This window comes from Streptococcus mitis, from assembly GCF_001579035.1.
Taxonomy (GTDB): Bacteria; Bacillota; Bacilli; order Lactobacillales; family Streptococcaceae; genus Streptococcus; species Streptococcus mitis_J.
This window is the reverse complement of the sequence record NZ_KQ970288.1, coordinates 125,180-127,464: the sequence shown is the minus strand read 5'-3', so window position 1 is coordinate 127,464 and position 2,285 is coordinate 125,180. Positions and strand designations below refer to the sequence as shown.

General features: G+C 45.6%; 2 protein-coding genes. Both read left to right on the top strand.

Features of this window, described 5'->3' with window-relative positions; genetic code table 11:
• The coding region (pnp, locus tag SMIDD26_RS06815; RefSeq protein ID WP_134990226.1) for a polyribonucleotide nucleotidyltransferase at positions 1–2,007 on the top strand (2,007 nt) is incomplete at its 5' end.
• 15 nt (positions 2,008–2,022) lie between these two features.
• The coding region (locus SMIDD26_RS13085) for a serine O-acetyltransferase (protein ID WP_419986655.1) at positions 2,023–2,285 on the top strand (263 nt) is incomplete at its 3' end.

The window sequence follows — 2,285 nt, the reverse complement described above, 5'->3', positions numbered from 1 at the left end:
AAGTTTCCTGGTGGCTTTATGAAACGTGAAGGACGTCCTTCAACAGATGCGACCTTGACAGCGCGTTTGATTGACCGTCCAATCCGTCCTATGTTTGCGGAAGGTTTCCGTAATGAAGTCCAAGTTATCAACACAGTGCTTTCTTATGATGAAAATGCCTCTGCACCAATGGCTGCTATGTTTGGTTCATCCTTGGCACTTTCCATTTCAGATATTCCATTTGACGGACCAGTCGCTGGGGTACAGGTGGGCTATGTGGATGGTCAAATCATCATCAACCCTACGCAAGAACAAGCAGAGCAATCTCTCCTTGAATTGACAGTAGCTGGTACCAAACACGCCATCAATATGGTAGAATCTGGTGCCAAAGAATTGTCAGAAGAAATCATGTTGGAAGCTCTCCTTAAAGGGCACGAAGCAGTCAAAGAATTGATTGCCTTCCAAGAAGAAATCGTTGCTGCTGTCGGTAAGGAAAAAGCAGAAGTAGAATTGCTTCATGTAGATGCTGAATTGCAAACTGAAATCATCGCAGCCTACAACAGCGACCTTCAAAAAGCGGTTCAAGTAGAAGAAAAATTGGCTCGTGAAGCTGCAACTCAAGCAGTGAAAGACCAAGTGACTGCTGTTTACGAAGAGAAATATGCGGACCACGAAGAATTTGACCGGATCATGCGTGATGTGGCTGAAATCTTGGAACAAATGGAGCACGCTGAAGTGCGTCGTTTGATCACAGAAGACAAGGTGCGTCCTGATGGTCGTAAGGTCGATGAAATCCGTCCTTTGGATGCGGTTGTTGACTTCCTTCCTCGTGTGCACGGTTCAGGTCTCTTTACTCGTGGGCAAACTCAGGCTCTTTCAGTCTTGACCTTGGCTCCGATGGGTGAAACTCAAATCATTGATGGTTTGGATCCAGAGTATAAGAAACGCTTTATGCACCACTATAACTTCCCACAATACTCTGTAGGTGAAACTGGACGCTACGGTGCACCTGGTCGTCGTGAAATCGGTCACGGTGCTCTTGGTGAGCGTGCTCTTGCTCAAGTCTTGCCAAGTTTGGAAGAATTCCCATATGCTATCCGTTTGGTAGCAGAAGTCTTGGAATCAAACGGTTCTTCTTCTCAAGCCTCTATCTGTGCGGGAACGCTTGCCCTTATGGCTGGCGGTGTGCCAATCAAGGCGCCAGTAGCAGGGATTGCCATGGGTCTCATCTCAGATGGAAACAACTATACAGTCTTGACAGATATCCAAGGTTTGGAAGACCACTTTGGAGATATGGACTTTAAGGTTGCAGGTACTCGTGACGGGATTACAGCCCTTCAAATGGATATCAAGATTCAAGGGATTACTGCAGAAATCTTGACTGAGGCTCTTGCCCAAGCCAAGAAAGCGCGTTTTGAAATCCTTGATGTGATTGAAGCAACCATTCCAGAAGTTCGTACAGAATTGGCTCCAACTGCTCCGAAAATTGATACCATTAAGATTGATGTGGACAAGATTAAGATTGTCATCGGTAAGGGTGGAGAAACCATCGACAAGATTATCGCCGAAACAGGCGTTAAGATTGATATCGATGAAGAAGGACATGTATCTATCTACTCTAGCGATCAAGATGCTATTAACCGTGCTAAAGAAATTATTGCTGGTTTGGTCCGTGAAGCCAAAGTGGATGAAGTTTACCGTGCTAAAGTCGTTCGTATCGAGAAATTTGGTGCCTTTGTTAACCTCTTTGACAAGACAGATGCTCTTGTTCATATTTCGGAGATGGCTTGGACGCGTACCAATAATGTCGAAGACTTGGTAGCAATCGGGGATGAAGTTGATGTTAAGGTTATCAAGGTTGATGAAAAAGGACGTGTGGATGCTTCTATGAAAGCCCTTCTTCCTCGTCCTCCAAAACCTGAACGTGATGAAAAAGGTGAAAAATCAGAGCGTCCTCACCGCCCACGTCATCACAAGGACCACAAACCTAAGAAAGAATTTACAGAAACACCGAAAGATTCAGAATAAGAAAAGGAGAAATGTATGGGATGGTGGCGCGAAACCATTGATATCGTAAAAGAAAATGATCCAGCGGCCCGCACCACTTTGGAGGTTTTGCTGACTTATCCAGGTGTCAAGGCCTTGGCGGCCCACCGTCTCTCGCATTTTCTCTGGAAGCATGGCTTTAAACTCTTGGCGCGTATGCACAGCCAGTTTTGGCGCTTTTGGACTCAAATTGAGATTCATCCAGGTGCTCAAATCGACTCTGGAGTCTTTATTGACCACGGTTCTGGCTTGGTGATTGG